The 17,550-nt window shown below is 39.1% G+C and carries 17 protein-coding genes; 1 reads left to right on the top strand and 16 read right to left on the bottom strand.

The features are described from left to right. Positions 1–175: 175 nt before the first annotated feature. The 12 genes from VJ786_RS07320 to VJ786_RS07265 form a co-directional block, all read right to left on the bottom strand. The gene (locus tag VJ786_RS07320) at positions 176–559 is read right to left on the bottom strand and encodes a hypothetical protein (RefSeq protein WP_134776493.1); all 384 of its coding nucleotides are present in this window, start codon (positions 557–559) and stop codon (positions 176–178) included. A 147-nt stretch (positions 560–706) separates the two neighbouring features. Beyond that, on the bottom strand, positions 707–1,771 hold the full coding sequence (locus VJ786_RS07315) for a PA0069 family radical SAM protein (RefSeq protein ID WP_134776492.1): 1,065 nt from the start codon (positions 1,769–1,771) through the stop codon (positions 707–709). Between the two features lie 51 nt (positions 1,772–1,822). Continuing rightward, entirely contained in the window at positions 1,823–3,928 is a 2,106-nt protein-coding gene (gene ppk1 / locus VJ786_RS07310) for a polyphosphate kinase 1 (RefSeq protein ID WP_209023099.1), read from the bottom strand. A gap of 111 nt (positions 3,929–4,039) precedes the next feature. Then, positions 4,040–4,201 (bottom strand): hypothetical protein, encoded by a 162-nt coding sequence (locus VJ786_RS07305; RefSeq protein WP_167554224.1) that lies wholly within the window; start codon positions 4,199–4,201, stop codon positions 4,040–4,042. A gap of 154 nt (positions 4,202–4,355) precedes the next feature. Beyond that, complete coding sequence (locus VJ786_RS07300) at positions 4,356–4,742, bottom strand: hypothetical protein (RefSeq protein WP_134776491.1); 387 nt, start codon at positions 4,740–4,742, stop codon at positions 4,356–4,358. After that, positions 4,742–5,320, bottom strand: a complete 579-nt coding sequence (locus tag VJ786_RS07295; protein ID WP_099367846.1) for a DJ-1/PfpI family protein — start codon at positions 5,318–5,320, stop codon at positions 4,742–4,744. The genes VJ786_RS07300 and VJ786_RS07295 overlap by 1 nt, the downstream gene beginning before the upstream one ends. 36 nt (positions 5,321–5,356) lie before the next feature. Continuing rightward, complete coding sequence (locus VJ786_RS07290) at positions 5,357–5,923, bottom strand: NADPH-dependent FMN reductase (RefSeq protein ID WP_134776490.1); 567 nt, start codon at positions 5,921–5,923, stop codon at positions 5,357–5,359. A 67-nt stretch (positions 5,924–5,990) separates the two neighbouring features. Further along, positions 5,991–6,617 carry a hypothetical protein gene (locus VJ786_RS07285; RefSeq protein ID WP_134776489.1) on the bottom strand — a complete coding sequence of 209 codons (627 nt, stop codon included), beginning with the start codon at positions 6,615–6,617 and terminating at the stop codon, positions 5,991–5,993. Between the two features lie 45 nt (positions 6,618–6,662). Further along, the gene (lpxB, locus tag VJ786_RS07280) at positions 6,663–7,781 is read right to left on the bottom strand and encodes a lipid-A-disaccharide synthase (protein WP_134776488.1); all 1,119 of its coding nucleotides are present in this window, start codon (positions 7,779–7,781) and stop codon (positions 6,663–6,665) included. 96 nt (positions 7,782–7,877) lie between these two features. Then, positions 7,878–9,077, bottom strand: a complete 1,200-nt coding sequence (locus tag VJ786_RS07275) for a porin (protein ID WP_134776487.1) — start codon at positions 9,075–9,077, stop codon at positions 7,878–7,880. A 14-nt stretch (positions 9,078–9,091) separates the two neighbouring features. Then, positions 9,092–10,159: an agmatine deiminase family protein gene (locus VJ786_RS07270; RefSeq protein WP_134776486.1), complete on the bottom strand. Its 1,068-nt coding sequence runs from the start codon at positions 10,157–10,159 to the stop codon at positions 9,092–9,094. Positions 10,160–10,247: 88 nt separating this feature from the next. Continuing rightward, positions 10,248–11,123 carry a carbon-nitrogen hydrolase gene (locus VJ786_RS07265; protein ID WP_134776485.1) on the bottom strand — a complete coding sequence of 292 codons (876 nt, stop codon included), beginning with the start codon at positions 11,121–11,123 and terminating at the stop codon, positions 10,248–10,250. A gap of 92 nt (positions 11,124–11,215) precedes the next feature. On the opposite strand from VJ786_RS07265, the gene dinB reads away from it, so the two are divergent. After that, positions 11,216–12,286, top strand: a complete 1,071-nt coding sequence (gene dinB, locus VJ786_RS07260; protein ID WP_134776484.1) for a DNA polymerase IV — start codon at positions 11,216–11,218, stop codon at positions 12,284–12,286. A 15-nt stretch (positions 12,287–12,301) separates the two neighbouring features. On the opposite strand, the gene VJ786_RS07255 is transcribed toward dinB, so the two are convergent. The 4 genes from VJ786_RS07255 to VJ786_RS07240 all read right to left on the bottom strand — a co-directional run bounded on the left by VJ786_RS07255 (position 12,302) and on the right by VJ786_RS07240 (position 17,478). Beyond that, positions 12,302–13,672, bottom strand: a complete 1,371-nt coding sequence (locus VJ786_RS07255) for an exonuclease domain-containing protein (RefSeq protein WP_134776483.1) — start codon at positions 13,670–13,672, stop codon at positions 12,302–12,304. A 97-nt stretch (positions 13,673–13,769) separates the two neighbouring features. Then, a complete protein-coding gene (gene asnA, locus VJ786_RS07250; protein WP_336557490.1) occupies positions 13,770–14,774 on the bottom strand; it encodes an aspartate--ammonia ligase in 1,005 nt (334 codons plus the stop codon). Positions 14,775–14,914: 140 nt separating this feature from the next. After that, on the bottom strand, positions 14,915–16,201 hold the full coding sequence (locus VJ786_RS07245) for an anthranilate synthase component I family protein (RefSeq protein ID WP_134776481.1): 1,287 nt from the start codon (positions 16,199–16,201) through the stop codon (positions 14,915–14,917). A 5-nt stretch (positions 16,202–16,206) separates the two neighbouring features. Further along, positions 16,207–17,478: an adenylosuccinate synthase gene (locus VJ786_RS07240; RefSeq protein ID WP_134776480.1), complete on the bottom strand. Its 1,272-nt coding sequence runs from the start codon at positions 17,476–17,478 to the stop codon at positions 16,207–16,209. Positions 17,479–17,550 lie beyond the last annotated feature (72 nt).

Raw genomic sequence — 17,550 nt, 5'->3', positions numbered from 1 at the left:
AAAAACAAATTTTCAGAAATCCTTAGAACAAAAATGACCGAGTAAGATAAATCTTGTACTCAGTCATTTCTTTAAATCTCATTAAAAAGTTGAGACTTTTTCAGTGCCCTCATAATTTATTGAAAGCCTTTTTTTAAATTAATCTGTATTTCGAATATTTTCTATTACAGTTTTTTTAGTCTCTTTTACAGTTTGCTGTCCAAGTTTTACCATCAGTATGGTAAAGAATGGTTAAATCATCCTGATTGATGGTAATAGAACCTAATGCATCAGAGTTGAAGAAAATTCTGTTATTATCTCCTTTTTCCATTTTAATTCCATTGATGTTAGGAATATTTCTGTCAAAACCGAAGTTATAAGTATCTCCAACTTTGGTTACAAAAACTGTTCCTTGTCCGCTTTCTACATCATCATCACCGTTCGTGTTCACATAACTTGTAGTTCCTTTGTAATTATCTACAAAAAAGTCATTATCTGCAGGATCATCATCTTTAGAACAAGCTGAAAATGTTAATAATGCGACAAATAGTAGACTGAGTAATTTCCATGTTGTTTTCATAGTACAATAATTTTTTGTTTAAATAGTTATTAGTGTTTTGTAAAACTCTCAAACTATTAACCAAGAAAAGTGCCACTATGTGTGCAACATACCTGTTACAATGTTAATTTAACATTACTTAACATTAAAATATTCATGTTTAAACCTTTAAAAATTGAATAGATTAAGCTGATTATCAATGCGATTACGAAAATTCGAAGAATCTAATTCAAGTATACTTTCATTTAATTTATTTCTTTTACAATGCATCTTAAAAGTGTCCTTTATGATTTCCGCTAATTTCCCGGTTCCTTTCATTCGGTTCCCAAATTCACTATCATTCACCTTTCCATGATGGCAACTTTGAATACTATGCCAGATCTTATTGGCCCGATCTGGATAAGCTTGGAAAAGCCAATTCTCGAAAATCTTTCCTATTTCTCCGTTCAATCTCACATTAGTATAACCTGCCCATTTAGCTCCTGCATCTGCTGCACTTTTCAAAATGTTCGGAATCTCATGATCTGTTAATCCAGGAATTACGGGTGCACACATGATGCCTACAGGAATACCTTGCGCACTTAAATTCTCCAATACTTTTAAACGCTGTTTTGCTGTTACGGTTCGAGGTTCCAACAGTTGCCGGGTGGATTCGGTCAGGGAATTGATGGAGATGAAAACAGCACATTGATTCTTTTTTGCCATTTCCGATAAGATATCTGCATCTCGTAGTACCAAACTGTTTTTACTGATGATGCTGATAGGTTGACCAAATTCTTGTGCAATTTTTAGAATGGACCTGGTCAGTTTAAATTTCCTTTCCAGTGGTTGATAACAATCGGTATTGCCCGACAGCGAAATAACTTTACCATCCCAAGATTTTTTCTGCAAAAATTCGCGGAATAATTTCGGAGCATTGGCTTTAACCAGGATCTTTGTTTCAAAGTCCAAACCTGCACTAAGGCCCCAATATTGATGGGAATTACGGGCGTAACAATAGATACAACCATGTTCGCATCCCTGATATGGATTGAGGGAGTATTCCATACCCACATCAGGGCTTTCGACTTTATTGACTATACTTTTTGGATGGACAATGCTAAAGTTTGTTTTTGGTTTATCCTGCTCCCAATCATCAATTCCTTCCACATGCTCCTGAACATACGATTCCTTGAAAAACACATTATGTACATTCTCCTGCGCGCCTCTTCCGTTGATAAATGATTTTTCCATTTGCCCAATATTTTTACTAAAATACTAAAAATATTAGCAAAATAAAAATACCTAAGATTCTTGACCTTCTTCTTCTACGGCCATTTTCTTTTCAACAAGGTATTTGTAAATCTCTATCTGCGAGCGGAATGGCAAATTATCATTGCTCACATATTCATTGTCCTGTTTCTTGTTCAGGTTCCTTGCCTTTACATTATCCTTTAACTGGATCTCCAACATATCCTTTAGTTCAAGCTTTAATTTCTTGGAGTGGATTTTAACAGCTGCCTCGATTCGATGGTCCAGGTTTCGGGTCATGAGATCTGCTGAAGATATATAGGTTAGTTCCTTACCCGCATGGTAAAAATAAAATACACGAGCATGTTCCAAGTACTCATCCACAATGCTGATCGCGTGTATTGGCTCTACAAATTTTTTCTGATTGACCGCACAATAAATCCCTCTAACGATCAGGTCGATCTTTACGCCAGCCGTTGCTGCATCGTATAGTTTTTTAATACACTCCTTATCACTTAAAGAGTTGATTTTGATGATGATATGTGATTTTCTCCCAGCCTTAGCCTCAACGATTTCCTTTTCTATAAGGTCAATCAATTGGATCCGCATATCCGTAGGACAGACCATCAGGTTCTTGTTGTTCTTTATCGTCTGTTCCAATGGAAGCTTCGGTTTCTGAAGCGTATTGAATATTTTATTGATATCTGCCATGACGCCTTTATTGCTCGTCATTAAGCAATAATCACCATAAAGCTTTGCCGTCTTTTCATTGATGTTTCCGGTGCTCACGAATCCATATTGTACCGTTTTATTCTGAACCCTTTTCTTAATAATACATAACTTAGCATGGATTTTTTTGTTCGGAAGTCCCACCAATACTTTAACACCTTCCATTTCAAAACGTTCTTTCCATTCCAGGTTCTGTTCCTCATCAAATCTTGCCCTTAATTCCAACATCACCGTAACTTCTTTGCCATTTCGTGCGGCATTGACCAAAGCATTCGCAATCTTGGAATTGGATGCCATTCGATAGATGGTAATCTTGATTGTTTTCACGTCAGGATCCATCGCCGCTTCACGTAGAAGATCGATCATCGGGCGGAATTCATGGTATGGGAAGGAGAGAAGTACATCCTTCTTAAGGATGATATCGGTAACCCTTTCCTTTCCTGTAAATTCAGGATGCTCAAAGGAGGTTCTTTCTATTGGCTTTTCATACGATTTAAAGACATTCGGAAAATCCATGAAATGTTTGAAATTATGGATCTTCTGGCCAGGGATGATACTGTCTCTTTTGCTGAGACTCAATTTTCGAATCAAAAACTCCAATAGTTTCTGATCCATATCCTGATCGAACACAAACCTCGTCGGTTTTCCTTTCCTACGGTTCTTGATTCCTTTGCTTATCTTTTCTACCAAGGTGGTATTGACATCATTGTCCAGGTCAAATTCCGCATCTTTCGTGATTTTGAACGTGTTGGCTTCAAAATGATCGAAACCGAAATAGGAGAAAATATAAGGGAGATTTACCTTTACCACATCTTCAATGAGTATAATATGGGTCTGGCCTTTAGGGGATGGCAGGATCACGAATCTTCCTAATTGCCTTGAGGGCAATTCAATAATCGCAAACTTGGTTTCATATTGCCAATCTTCCTTATTCATGGACACACCTAGAAATAGACTTTTGTCCCGCAGGTAAGGTAATGGTCGGGTTTCATCCAACAAAAGGGGAATGATACTGCTTTCGACCTCTTCTTCAAAATATTCCCTTACAAACTTTAATTGGGCCTGGGATAACTGTTCAGCAGTTTTGATGAATACCTTTTGTTTGGCCATTTCCTTCTGCACCTGGAGCCAGATCTTATCGAATTTCTTTTGTTGTTTGATAACAAGCTCGTTGATTTTTTCCAGGATGATGTTCGGACTTTCGTAATAATAACTATTGGTTATTTTGTTGTTGATTTCTGCAGCCCGCTTTAAAGCAGCGACCCTAACACGAAAGAATTCATCTAAATTATTGGAGAAGATACCTAAGAACTTGATTCTTAAGGCTAAAGGAACTTCCGGATCCGCAGCTTCTTGTAATACTCGCCCATTAAAACTTAACCAACTGATATCTCTTGGAATAAATTTACTCGCCATTTCTGTTATACTCATGATAGCCCAAATATGAAAGGGCTTTGTTTGGAATAAGTTACTTAAATATTAACAAATTATTAAATAAATAACCTGCCTTTTTTTTAAAACAAATAACCTTACAAAGCGTTTTTAAAGATTGTTTTTTTGAGGATTGGAATTTTCTTTTGGATGTTTTATTATCGGATGACTGGTTTGGATCAAGGCCGAATATTGCTCTTTCTGCAGGATGATTACGCCGATAGTGGGTGCAACATATTTATTCTTAGCTTTTTGGAAAGCGTGTTTATTCATAAAGAATAGTGTTAATAATGTTTGTTTGTTGAAACAAAATTAAATAAAAATTTATATTATTAAAATTTAACAAGTAAAAATTAGTTATAAAAATTATAATATAAAAAATAGGGCAATCTTTATTAAAGATTGCCCTATGCTAATTATCTATTAATTATTTATTTACGCCCCTTCTGCTGAGAATATTGATTGCTTCATATTTTTCAGCATCATAGTGCGGATCTTCCAATTGTAAACTGGTAGGGAAGGGTTTGCTTTTATCAAAAAAGTAAATCTTCGTAATACTTCCATAATCATTTACCGGAAATAGATCGGCACATTGGTCGTATTGTGCGTTCAAAGGATCGCCCACCGTAACGGCGTAGATACGGATGATTCCCCCTTTATTGTTTTCATTCCTTACAAAAGCGACCTCTTCAAAATCGCCCGGCAAGTCTTTGATATTGGGTTGGGAATAGGCATCATAGATGAAATATCCTAAAATCAATATCAAAGGGATGGCGAACAACCAAATCTTTTTAATACTTCGTTGTTTGGCCATTATAATTTAATTGTGATACCTAAGAGTTTATAGAATTCTTTCAGAATTTCTTGGTGACCTGGCCAAGCTGGAGAAGTCACTAAATTGCCATCAACTACGGCTTGATCTGCCGGTATGTTCTTCCATGTACCACCAGCAAGTTCAATGTCCGGACCTACCGCTACATAAGCTGTCAAAGTTCTGCCTTTTAATACCTGCGCGGTAGTCAATACTTGAATACCATGGCAGATGGCTGCTACGGGTTTGTCTTTTTCAAAGAATGCTTTCGTAATCTCGATCACACGTTTATTTAAACGGATATACTCAGCAGAGCGCCCACCCGCAATATATAAACCGTCATAATCATCTGGATTTACAGCATCAAAATCCTTATTGATGGCAAAATTATGCCCTCGCAATTCTTTGTAGGTCTGATCTCCGGTAAAATCATGAACGGCTGTAGGAACAACATCTCCTTTCTTGCGATCAGGAGCGATAGCATCAACTTCTATACCTACAGATCCCATTGCCTGAAATGGAACCATTGCTTCATAATCTTCTACGTAATCGCCTACTAATAATAAAACTTTTTTTGCCATGATATGTATTGTTTAATTGTTTATCGTTCAGTTTGTTTAATCTTTTTTAGCAGCTAACTTATCCTTCATTGTTCTTTTGGTTTTTCTGACCATTGCTTCCAATTTTGATCGCAGTGCTAAATCTGTAACACCTTTACCTTCTTCAAAGTTTTCATAAAAGGTAGGGAGGGAGAAAATATCCAATAATTTGGCTCCATCGCGAGGCATCCGATTCTCGGCCGCCTCCAATACAGATCGTGCTCCGCGCGCACCATCACTGGTACCCATTAGGAATACAGGCTTATCGCCAAAGACTTTTCTGCCTTTAATCCGGGATACCCAATCCATAATGTTCTTGTAGGCCGCACTATAACTGCTGTTGTTTTCAGAAAGAGAAATCAATAACAGGTCCGCAGCGTCGATTTTTGCCGCAAATGCATGGGCGAGCTCCGGAATACCATCCTCTTTTTCCCGATCTACGGAAAAGATCGGCATCTCATAATCATTGAGATCTAGTATTTCAATGCTATCATCTGATTCTTTATAATATTTTGATACCGAGGTCACCAGTTTTTTATTGATGGAATGCCGACTATTGCTGCCTGCAAATGCTAATATTTTCATATCCTAAATTTACATAAAATAAAAAAGGCGTCAAAAAATTGACGCCATTATCCTTATGCTTTGCCCATTAATTCATGGGTTTGATTTCTACTTTTCCTTCCATACCTGGAGATCCAGAGTAGATCTGCCCCTGCGGCAATCCTCTTAATCCTCCTGGCGACATGGCGATCCTAGAATAGATCTGTCTGATCTCGGAGCTTGGATTCACACTTAAACCGCCGGGTTGAACATCTACAAATACATAGTTTTTCTTGTTCTTTTCTTTGGTTTGTGGTACAATACCTTTGTCGTTATAGGCAAGGGTTACTTTTCCACCATTTCCATTCGGGAAAGTTCTTGTTCCATTGAACGCATCAAATCCTCGAGCAATGATAAATAAAGAACCTAATTGTTGAAAATTGGAACTAATGTCAAAATTGGTCGCATTATTCTTACTATCGGTTCCCGTAATCACTACATTGTTTCCGATCTCCGCATACCCAATTTCCAATTTCACGTCTTTTTTTGCAAAGAAATCCAATCTGGCTTTATCTTTCATGATCAAGGTATCGATCTTAATGACCATAGTGGAATCGCCCTTGCTAAAGGTCTTCTTCTCCTTTTTTCCAAGTTCTAATTTCGTGATATGTTCGGTGGTTTGAGAAAAGCCTATCAGACTGCACATCATCAAACCTATACTAAGTATATATTTCATTTTTCTATCTCCTATATAATACAGACAAGGAATTGGTAAAAAAGTTTAATTTTCTTCGGTCAGGTATGCTTTTATTAAGGCTGCCGTCTTTTCCGATGCACCCGGAGTACCCATTTTTTCGATCAATACATCATAGTTTTCCAACACGCTTGCCCGATGTTCCGGGTTATTCATTAATTTCCCTAATTCGTTGGCCATATCCATGGCTGTACAATCTTCTTGGATCAATTCGATAACAGAGAGGTAGTTGTTGATCAGGTTGACCAAGGAAATGAATTGCACTTTTACCAACCTTCTTGCTATAGCAACAGAGATTGGATTTGCTTTATAGACCACAACCTGCGGAACGCGTAGGAGGGCAGTTTCTAAGGTGGCCGTACCGGAAGTCACAGCAGCGGCAGATGCATGTTTCAATAGGTCATAGGTCTGATTGAATACCACCTTGATCGGGTAATCGCCAAAATAACTTTGGTAATAGTTATAATCAAAATTCGGTGCTCCAGCAATGACCAATTGGTGTACCGGGAAAAAATTATGAAGCTTCACCATCTCTGGAAGAATATACTCCAGTTCCATCTTTCGGCTACCCGGTAACAGCGCTATGATTGGCAGATCGGAAAGACCATTCTCTTCTTTGAAATTAGGATTGAATTCATAGCTAGAAATGGCATCCAAAAGCGGGTTGCCCACATAGTCCACTTTATAGTGGAACTGTTTATAAAAATTGACCTCGAATGGTAAAATACAGAACATATGATCGACCAATCGCTTGATCTTGTATACTCTCTTTTGATTCCAGGCCCATATTTTAGGGGAAATATAATAACAAACCCTAAGGCCAATTTTTTTCGCAAAGGATGCTACTTTCAGGTTAAAACCAGGAAAATCGATGAGGATAAGGGTGTCAGGATTCACTCGCTGTATGTCGGCTTTTACTTTCTTCAGGTTGCGAGCAATGCTTCTTAGGTTCATTAATACTTCAACAAATCCCATAAAAGCCATTTCTGAGGTATGTATTAATGGTTTAACGCCGGATGCTTGCTGCATCTGATCGCCACCAACTATATGGAATTCAGCTTCAGGATCTTCTTTTTTCAGCGCCTTAATCAGATTCGCACCGTGTAGATCTCCCGAAGTTTCTCCTGCAATAATATAATATGTCATGCTATTTTTATCTCCTTTAAATATACATATTTGTTTCAAATTAGGCTCAAGGTGTAAGTCACTTACACCTCGCTTATATAAAGAAGAAAAATAGGATTAGATACCTAATTCTACTTGGAAAATTCCTCCCCAAGTTCCTTTTTGGTTATTATTATTGAAGTAGCCATCTTTAAAAGTATAACTACCGTTCAGTTGGAATTTTAAACGGTGAGCTTTCATGTATTTTGTCAAGCCTAATTCCACAACTTCAGTTTGACGTTCAAAATCCTGAATGTCCTGGTGTGGTTCGATATACGTATAACGTCCCGCTATTTCATAACCTTTATTCATGAGGTAGGAGATCTGTTGGTTCAATCCCCATCCTTTATAGGCAACGGTTGGTTCTGGTTCATCTTCATCCGTTATATTTAAAGGATTATCCACATCCCTGCGCATGTATTCTGCTTGATAAGCAAATCCCATGTATTTGAAAATCATATCCGCAAAACTGGTTTTCAAGGTAAATGGGTTTTGTACATAACGGCCGGTTTGACCACCTTCGCGAATGGTGCGGTCATTGTAGGAATAACCTCCACCAAAGGAGATTTTCGGTGTTTCCTCACGGACAAGGTCACCCTCTTGGTAATCATTTTCATTGGTGAATTTACCTAAAGGAAGAAATTCTACCCGTCCGGTATAGGCCAAACCATCATCTGTTGAATTGGCTGGTCTTCCTTCACCAGTAGAAACAGCACCTTTCGCTGAGAACGCAACGGAACCGACCTCTTTACTGTAGTTTAGGGAAACTCCAAAGTCACGGTCGATCGTAAAGTTACTGTTCACCAAAGAACGGTCTGCAAATTGTAATTGTCCGGAAGAGTTTACCCTTTGACGGTTACCAGGTAATTTGTTCTGTCCAAATGAAATATAGAAGTCATCGGAGAAATTGTAGAAAACGACCGCATCACGAACGATATTGGCAATCCCTGTATCATCAACATCCTGGTCACTTCGGGTAAATGCCAATTGTACCGAATAGGAAATCTTTGGGGTATAGATATAACCATCCATACGCATTCTCAGCCTTCTGATTCGGGCATCGAATTTTCCATCGTCTTCACCATTGATTTCGTTGGAGAAACCTAAACGGTTCTGCATACGGAATCGGAAGTTGGTATAGAACAAGGAATCCTTTGATTTATACTGGATTCCCTTGAAATTTAAAATAGTAGCCCTGTCATCTCTTTCCTGCGCATTCAACAATCCGATGCAAAGGAAGAAGAACAAGGTAGTTAGTGTAATGTTTGTGATTTTCATAGTATGGTGCTGGCTTAAATTGTGGGTTCTTGTTGACTTAAACAATGGAAACTTCCCAATCCCCAAATAATATCTACTGAATTGATACCGATAACTTTACGGTCTGGAAAGCAGGATTGAATAATATCCAATGCTTTCTGATCGTTTGGATCGTTGAATACAGGAACAACTACTACCTTATTGGCAATATAAAAATTGGCATAGGAGGCAGGTAATTGTTGGTCTTCATAGATAACCGGTTTCGGCATAGGCAATTCCACGATTTTTAAAGAACGACCATCTTTTAATTTCATATTCTTCAAGGTCTCTAAGTTTTCCTGAAGAATAGGATAATTCTCATCCGATGGATCTTCCTCGATTACGGTAAGAACGGTGTCCTCCGAAACAAAACGGGTAATATCATCTATATGACCATCGGTATCATCTCCAATGATACCATCGCCCAACCATAAAACTTGGTCCTGGCCATAATAATCCAATAAATACTGTTCTATTTGTTCCTTGGTCAAATGAGGATTTCTGTTTTCGTTCAACAGACAGGCCGTTGTAGTTAGCACAGTCCCTTGACCATTGAACTCCACCGATCCTCCTTCCATAACAATAGGAGGGGTGAAAAGTTTTAGATTAAATTCCTTTGCGATTCTTGTTGGAACCACATCATCCAGATCAAAGGGCGGATATTTACCTCCCCAGGCATTATATCCCCAATCTACAACCGCTTTTTCTCCGGTATTGGTATTGATTAGGAATGCGGGCCCATGATCACGGCACCAGGCATCATTTGTCGGATTGAAATGGAAACTTACATTTTCCATATTCGTTCCGGCAGCCTCAATATGTTTGGAGGCAAATGCTTTCATGTCTTCATCTGCCACATTGATTCTTACCAACTGATCTTCTGCAACAACTTTAATAAATTCGCTGTAGGGTGCATAGATGGTTTCAATTTTACCTGGCCAAGATTCTTCTTTATGCGGCCAAGACAACCAAAGGGCTTCTTGTTTTTCCCATTCTGCAGGAAATCGGAAACCTAATGCTTTGGGAGTTTCTTCGATGGAATAAAGGGAGGAATTTGTGTTCATATGTTTGGATACATAAAAATACCTTCATGAAGGGTATTCCAACCAGGAAATGAACATGAAGGTATTTTGTGTAATGGATTTATGCTAATTAATCTTCGTCAATAAAGCGTTTTGTGATTGGACTGTAAGTTTCAATACGTCTATCACGTAAGAATGGCCAATGCTTGCGGAAGTAATCCGATTGTTTAAGATCTAACTCCACCACTTCCACTTCTTCTTGATCATGGGAAGCTAGGTAAAGCAATTTTCCTTGCGGGTTGGTTACAAAACTTCCGCCCCAGAATTTCATGGCACCATCTTGCTCAAATCCCACACGGTTGACAGATACTACAGGAACACCATTGGCAACAGCATGTGAGCGTTGGATGGTTTGCCAAGCATTATATTGATCGACATTGGTTTCTTCATCCTGATCAGTTGCCCATCCGATAGCCGTCGGGTAGAAAAGGATTTCAGCACCCATTAGGGCGGTGATTCTAGAAGCTTCTGGATACCATTGATCCCAACAGATCAATACCCCAATTTTACCAAATTTGGTTTGGAAAACCTTATAGCCTAGATCGCCCGGTGTGAAATAGAATTTCTCGTAAAAGGCAGGATCATCAGGGATATGCATTTTGCGGTACTTGCCCAAGTATGAACCATCAGCATCTAAAACAGCTGTGGTATTGTGGTATAATCCTTCTGTACGTTTTTCAAATAAAGAAGCAATAATAACGACACCTAATTCTTTTGCAACTGCAGAGAGGGCATCTGTAGAAGGACCAGGGATAGATTCCGCTAAATCGAAATTGTCATAGTCTTCTACATCACAGAAATATAGGGAGGTAAAAAGTTCTTGTAAACAAACTATTTGGGCGCCTTTTGCAGCAGCTTCACGAACTTTTACAATCGCTTTATCCAAATTTGCCTGTTTATCTTTTACACAGGACATTTGTACCAATCCAACTTTAACTTTGCTCATTTTCAATTTTAATATTTGATTGCTGCAAAGATACTATATTTATTAGCTAAATTACCTCGAAAAAATACCTGGATGTATTTTTTGACCAAAATATGCGAAAAATCATACATATCGATATGGATGCTTTCTACGCTTCGGTAGAGCAGCGGGACTTTCCCGAATTTCGGGGGAAACCTTTAGCTGTTGGCGGTTCTCCGGATGGCCGTGGGGTGGTAGCAACAGCGAGTTATGAGGCTCGGAAATTTGGTGTTAAATCGGCAATGTCCTCCCGGATGGCGCTTCAACTATGCCCGGATCTGCTTTTTACCTACCCCCGATTTGATGTGTATAAACAGGTCTCTAATCATATCAGGACGATATTTTTAAGGTATACCGATATTATTGAGCCTTTGTCGTTAGATGAGGCTTTTCTGGATGTTACGGAGGATAAATTAGGGATCGGATCCGCTTTGGATATCGCTAGGGAAATCAAAGAAGCCATTCGTGAGGAACTGCAGCTAACAGCATCAGCAGGTGTTTCTGTAAACAAATTTGTAGCGAAGATTGCTTCGGACCTGCAAAAACCGGATGGATTGACCTTCATTGGACCTTCCAAAATTGTTAAATTTCTGGAGCAGTTACCGGTGGATAAATTCTTTGGCGTAGGAAAAGTTACAGCCAAGAAAATGCATCAACTGGGTATTTTTACGGGAAAGGATTTGAAAAGGTTTTCGGAATCGGAAATGATCTTTCATTTTGGGAAGTCGGGGAAATTTTTCTTCCATATTGTTCGAGGGGAAGATAATAGACCTGTAAAACCCAACCGCATTTCGAAATCCATTGGCGCGGAGGATACTTTTGAAAAGGATCTTAGGGAACTGGAAGATCTTAGAACGGAAGTGATCAAATTGTCTGCGAAAGTGTTTAATCGATTGGATAAATCAGGGCGGAAGGCGAAAACGATTACCTTAAAGGTGAAGTTTGCAGATTTTACCCAGATAACCCGTAGTAAAACCATGCTGGATTATTTTGGAAGCCAACAAGAAATAGAGCATTTAGCCTTGGAGTTATTGGAAAATCTTGACCTGCAGGAAATAAAGATCCGACTATTGGGTGTTACGGTTTCCAATTTCCAAACATCTGAAGGTGATCAACTGCCAAACCCTCAATTAAAACTCTTTTAAATACTGCTTGGTGTATTAGATAGTTAAAACCAGGTTGGGATATCTTAAGGCATAACTATCGGCAAGATTATTCATATAATAATTGCTGTGAACCAAGTTTTCTTGAACGATGACATCCTCAATATTGCTTATTTCCAAATCGTTGGCCACAAAACCAACAGCGTGCACCTTGTTATCTTTAAAATACACATAACTTTTCTCTTCCCTGTTCCTGCCTTTATCGACAATTAAGAAGCTTCTTTTAAACTGATCCAGATGGTTCAGCGCATTGTTCATACGTTCATTATAGGATTCCACATCAGGAAGATTTTCCTTCAGCACAGGTTCCACCCGTTCCTTCGGTTGTTTTCCATTGTCAAAAAAGGAACATAAACGATAATCCAAGTTATAGGTATCAATGAGTTTCATCAAAAATTGGGTAGACTCATGGACGGTATTAAAATAATAGACCGGATAGACCCCTTTACGGATTTGACAGATCGATAAGCGTAGGTATCCATTCTGGTCCTCATAGCTTAAAAGCCCGAATTTAGGTTCATATTTTTTGAGGGCCCGGTTATAGATCGGCCAATGTTTTTTGATCAGGTTACATTCCATCATCAAGGCCATCAATTCCGTGCCTGATTCCTGAAATTCAATGTCGGCAATTTCATTGATGAACTTCTGCCGCCGTTCGCCTTGATTATTGCCACTGAAATGGGAAATAACCCTTTTTTTGATGTTTACGGCCTTGCCAACGTAGATAATCTTGGAACTTGAATTTCGAAAAATGTAGATTCCAGTGCTTGATGGAAGGCTTTCGAAAAGTTCTGATGGGATATGTGTTGGCAATCGCTGTTCCTTCGCTTTTGCTGAAACTGCTTTGGCGATGTACTGTTCCTCATCCCTTTCATAAATTTGGCGAAAGAGCTCCACGGTTGCTTTTGCATCTCCAAATGCCCTGTGGCGATCGGATAAAGGTATGTTTAAGGATTGGCAGATCTTACCAAGGCTATAGGAAGGGAAGCCTGGAAATATTTTTCGGGCAAGTCTTACGGTGCAAAGGCGTTGCGCTTTCCAATCATAGCCTTCATTTTTTAGGCCAGCAAGGATGAAGGAATAGTCAAAATGAACATTATGGGCAACAAAGATCCTTCCTCGAAGCATTTGGTAGATGTTTTCAGCGACATCCTTAAAGGTGGGCGCATCCTGAACCATTTCATCGGTAATGCCCGTGAGGGTCTGGATATGGAAGGGGATGGGGGACATGGGGTTGATCAAAGTAACATACTCATCGATGATTTTTTTGCCATCGAATATGAATATGGCAATTTCCGTAATCTGGTTGGCAGCGGCGTATGATCCCGTTGTCTCAATATCGACTATGGCAAAGTGTGATTCCCTCATAAAACAAAAATACTACTAATATTTTTATTTACTAAAAATGTTAGCAGTATTTTTGCATGTTTTATTGAATAATAGAATATATAATAGTGTGGATGTTTTATAAGAGTTCTACGCCTTGTTCCAATAGGGATTCTTTTCGTTTTGGATCCCAGATACTCACCTGTACCTCGCCGATATGTTTCAGTTTCAGCATGAACATACAGATTCTTGATTGGCCGATACCACCTCCAATGGATTCAGGAAGGAGGTCGTTCAATAACATCTGATGAAAGGTTAACTGTTGCCTGTCCATACTGTTCCTGATTTCCAATTGGGTGATCAGAGCTTTTTTATCCACCCGAATACCCATGGATGAAAGTTCAAAGGCAGTTCCTAAAACCGGATTCCATACCAGAATATCGCCGTTCAATCCTTTATATCCTCTTTCATTTCCGGTGCTCCAATCGTCGTAATCTGCTGCGCGGCCATCATGCGGATAGCCATTGGACAGGTTGCCCCCGATTCCATATAAAAATACAGCACCGTATTCTTTTGCAATGGCATTTTCCCTTTCCTTCGGTGTAAGATCCGGGGAGGTCAATAACAGCTCTTCGGAAGAAATGAAATGTATGTTTTCTGGCAATACGGCTTCTATATGTGGGTATTGTGCCGAAACAGCTTGCTCGGTGGAATAGATGACCGAATAAATATCTTCTACCGTTTTCTTTAAGAAGGGTAGGTTCCGGTGATCTGGCGTAATGCAACATTCCCAATCCCATTGATCTACATAAATAGAATGGATCGGCGAATAATCCTCATCTGGTCTTAACGCACGCATATCGGTAAGAATACCTTCACCTGGTTCCATCTCCAATTCCTTTAATCGGATCCTTTTCCATTTGGCTAGGGAATGGACCACAACAGCGCGTTGGTCATCCAACGATTTGATGGGAAAGGATACGGGTCTTTCAATGCCATTCAGGTCATCGTTGATACCAGTTCCATCCAATACCACAATAGGTGAAGAAACCGGCGTAAGGTTCAACACCTTTTTTAATCCAGTTGCAAATGTTTCCTTAACAAACGTAATGGCTTGTTCTCTTTTTAAAATATGTCTTCCCATTAAAAATTTCAACTAATAAACATAGTGCCAGCTAATAGATGATGACCAGCAATTATAATCGTAAGCAAAAATAGTAAAATGTTAATGATTTAGGTGTTTTATTATTAAAATAATTACAAAACGTTGAAAACGTGATGAATTTATTTAATGAAACTGTCCAATGCGCGAAGAATGGCACTGGCTTTGGTTAGGCATTCGGCATATTCATGTTCAGCAGTTGCATCAATGGTAATGGCACTGCCAGTATGAAAGGATAGGAATTGATTATCGGCATTATAAAGAAGCGTACGAATGACTACATTAAAATCGAAATCCCCATTGGGTCCAAAATAACCGATAGCGCCGGAATAGATTCCTCTGCGCGAATGCTCATAACGATCGCATAATTTCATGGCCGATAGTTTTGGAGCTCCGGTCATGGATCCTGCAGGAAAGGTGTTTTTGATTAGATCGGTGGCTTTTACACGGCTATCTACCTGGCACGAAATGGTGGAGATCATCTGATGGACATGCTTAAAGGTGTAGACGCCCAGTTTCTCCGTAACTTCTACCGTACCTGGAATCGCAGTTCTTGTCAGATCATTTCTTACCAGATCGACGATCATGACATTCTCTGAAATCTCTTTTGGATTGTTTGCCAGATTATGCCGAAGGATCTCATCTTCTTCTTCCGTTTTACCGCGCGCTGCAGTTCCCTTGATAGGTTGTGAAATAACCGTCGAACCTCGTTTTGCCAGAAAACGTTCAGGAGATGCGCTTAGGATATATTTATTCTTCCACTTAAAGAAACAGGAAAAGGGGGTAGGTGAAATTTCATTCAGACGCTCATACAGATCCTCTAAATTATTAAGTGCTGCCGCATCATCATAAAATTCCTGACACAGATTTGCTTCGTAGATATCTCCGCGTTTTATGTGGGAAATCATCTGCTCAAAAGCGTGGAAATACGCTTCTTTGCTCATTCTGGCGCGAAGATGTCCGGTATAACTATTACTATTATCCGGAATTTTAAAACTTTGAATGGTTTCGAAAATTGCTTCAGGACTTCCTTCACATTCAATTTCAACCTGATCATTGGAAAACTTGATCAGCAGTTCAGGAATAAAAAAATAGGCGTCTGGAAATTGTAATGGGTTTGGATGATTGGTGGAAATATCCTCCAATTCGTTTTTCAGATCGTAAGAAAGAAATCCCGGTATCCACTGATGCGGATAACGGGATTTAAATTCTTCTATTTCTGAAAAAGCACGACCTACATTGGCTGTCAATTCATCCTTGGCTCCAATCGCTAACAAGCTTTGTATTTCTGAATATTGGTTCTGAAATTCGTTTGATTGAAATAAACAAACTACTTCAAAGCCTTTTGACCAGTTTAAAGCTTGATGTAAGAAAGATGCTGGATCAATATGAAAGCTGGCTGTTGCCATGTTTCTTATAATTCGATCGTTTGCTTACGGTCAGGACCTACTGAAAGATATTTGATCGGCACATTCAGTTCCTTTTCAAGAAAAGCAATGTAATTTTCCAATGCCGTTGGGATTTCTCCTTTGCTTTGGATACCTGTAAGATCTTGTTTCCAACCCTCGATAGCCGTATAGATTGGCTCTGGCTTGTTGGTGATGATCTCGTATGGCATATAATCAATCTTTTCTCCTAGGTAATTATAATGCGTACAAGCGTAAATAGTATCAAAAGAATCCAATACATCCGCTTTCATCATGATTAATTGGGTTACTCCATTGATCATGATCGCATATTTTAACGCAGGAATATCGATCCAACCTGTACGACGAGCACGGCCTGTTGTTGCACCGAACTCATGTCCTAACTGACGTAATTGTTCACCGGTTTCATCATCCAATTCCGTTGGAAATGGACCACCACCTACACGTGTTGCATAGGCTTTAAAGATACCATACACTTCACCAATTTTGTTGGGAGCAATACCTAATCCGGTACATGCACCAGCGGTAGTGGTATTCGAAGAAGTTACGAAAGGATAAGATCCGAAATCCACATCCAATAATGTTCCTTGTGCGCCTTCTGCCAATACGCGTTTACCATCTTTCAGATATTGGTTTACCAAATGTTCTGAGTCAACGTGCGGAATAGACTTTATAAATTCAATAGCATCTAAGAATGCTTTTTCTTTTTCAGAGAAATCAGGGATTTCACCGTAATGAGAAAGCATGGATAGGTGTTTTTGTTTTAGTTTTTCATAACGTTCTTGGAAGTCAGATAGGGTAGTATCACCTACGCGCAATCCGTTTCTTCCTGTTTTATCCATATAGGTTGGACCAATACCTTTTAAGGTAGATCCAATTTTACCTGCTCCCATATTGGATTCAGAAGCAGCATCCAATAATTGATGGGTCGGAAGGATCAAGTGTGCCTTACGGGCCAACACTAAATTTCCTTTTCCAACAGGATCGAATCCAGCGGCCTTTAAGTTGTCTAACTCTCTTTTAAGGATTATTGGGTCGATAACCACACCATTACCTATAAGGTTAAGTGTGCCTTCATTGAAGATTCCGGATGGAATGGTGTTCAGTACGAATTTTTTGTTGTCGAATTCTAAGGTATGTCCTGCATTTGGCCCACCTTGGAAGCGAGCAATTAAATCGTATTTAGGACAAAAAACATCTACGATCTTTCCTTTTCCTTCATCACCCCACTGCAAACCCAAAAGCACATCAACTTGCATAGTTATTATTGAATTTATTGTTTAAATATTTGTTTGATACACGAAAAAAATAAATGTTCGGCAGAAGGAAGT

The organism is Sphingobacterium tenebrionis, assembly GCF_037126265.1.
GTDB lineage: Bacteria > Bacteroidota > Bacteroidia > Sphingobacteriales > Sphingobacteriaceae > Sphingobacterium > Sphingobacterium tenebrionis.
This window is presented reverse-complemented; position numbering and strand designations above follow the sequence as displayed.